This is a genomic window from Nostoc sp., from assembly GCF_036917455.1.
Taxonomy (GTDB): domain Bacteria; phylum Cyanobacteriota; class Cyanobacteriia; order Cyanobacteriales; family Nostocaceae; genus Nostoc.
Window position 1 is genome coordinate 1 of the sequence record NZ_JBALDK010000088.1, and the last position, 1,389, is coordinate 1,389.

Genomic DNA, 1,389 nt, shown 5'->3' on the forward strand with positions numbered 1-1,389 from the left:
TTAAACAGCGTCGAAACCAGCTCACAAATTTTGTAGGCGGCGATACCGCCGCCTACACCTATTAGAACCCTGTTTAATGTTGGATTAGTCATGGTAAAAAGTTAGGAGTAAGTAGTAATTTAGGAGCAAGTAGTTACTAATATTAATTTCCAACTCCTAACTCCTAGCTCCTAACTCTCAACTACGCTTCATCGTAAGGTTCCAAGTCTAAGAGGTAGATATAGGGTTCAACTAACTCTGGACGTTGAAATGCGATCGCTCGCAATAGATGCCAATCATTTAAACCATCAAAAGCATTATTGTAATTATCCAGATCCAGACGTGCAGCTAGTTCTTCTACTTCTGCCGCAGTAATGGCAGCAATTTCTTTCCTGGAAATGCTTAGAGTTGTCATAATGCTAGCCCCTCCCTTATGCAGCACTCGCTTTCAGCATGGGTTAAGTTGCGCTGAACGCAGCTACCCTATATATATTACTCATTAGAAGACATAGATTTCGTGAAAATTTTCAGCATTTATACCAGAATTTATAAAAAATTCGTAATTCTGACTAGCCAATTACATTTGCAACGAATTTCCGTAGCACATCTAACGTTTGTGGATTTATTTCATGTCCCATATCAAATTCGTGGTATTCTACCGCCACTCCTAGAGATTTTAAAGTTTCTCGTGCCTTCAAAGCAGCTTGCAGTGGCACAACTTCATCATATTTACCGTGGCTGATTAAAGTCGGTGGAATCCCTTTTTGATCTGCCCTTAATGCGTCAGGATGTAAATACCCACTCATGACAGCTAAACCTGCTAGGGGCAATTTTGAGCCGACATCTAAAGTCATTGCCCCGCCTTGAGAAAATCCACTTAAGATGGTGCGTGACAAAGGTACACCAGTGCTACTTTCTAAAGATTGTAAAAAATCTATTAGCAGTTGCCGACTTTCGGCCAATCCTTCATACATATTCTCCACCCGCAAGTCATACCATGCCCTCCCTATAGGGGAATAGGGATAAGGATAAGGTGCATTGGGTAATATAAACTGGTAATCAGGTAAGTTGAGTAAGGGTAACAAAGATGCTACATCCTCAGCATTAGCGCCCCAACCATGCAAAGTAACAATTAAGCCTGCGGCGGGTTGAGAAGTTCCAGGGGGAACGGTAATAAATTGTAAAGACAGAGGTTTACTCCTAAAATTTAACTTTTCTAATAGATCCTATCTCTTCAAGCAAACTTAGTACGATCGCTCCCGGTTCGCCTATTTTTTCAGGAGTTAGAACAATTACAGACAAAGACCCAAGGTTACAGGGCAAACGCATCTAAATATAGTACATAGATACTAAATAAAGGATAAAGGCAGCGATGCCTACGGCGGGCTTCGCCTACGCGTGTGGGATGAA

2 protein-coding genes are annotated in these 1,389 nt (G+C 41.5%); both read right to left on the reverse strand.

Annotated elements, in window-relative coordinates; translation table 11 throughout:
• Positions 1-181: 181 nt before the first annotated feature.
• Positions 182-394: a protein IsiD gene (gene isiD / locus V7K42_RS09320; RefSeq protein WP_334858968.1), complete on the reverse strand. Its 213-nt coding sequence runs from the start codon at positions 392-394 to the stop codon at positions 182-184.
• 154 nt (positions 395-548) lie between these two features.
• Complete coding sequence (locus V7K42_RS09325) at positions 549-1,169, reverse strand: alpha/beta hydrolase (protein ID WP_334915535.1); 621 nt, start codon at positions 1,167-1,169, stop codon at positions 549-551.
• Positions 1,170-1,389: the final 220 nt, after the last annotated feature.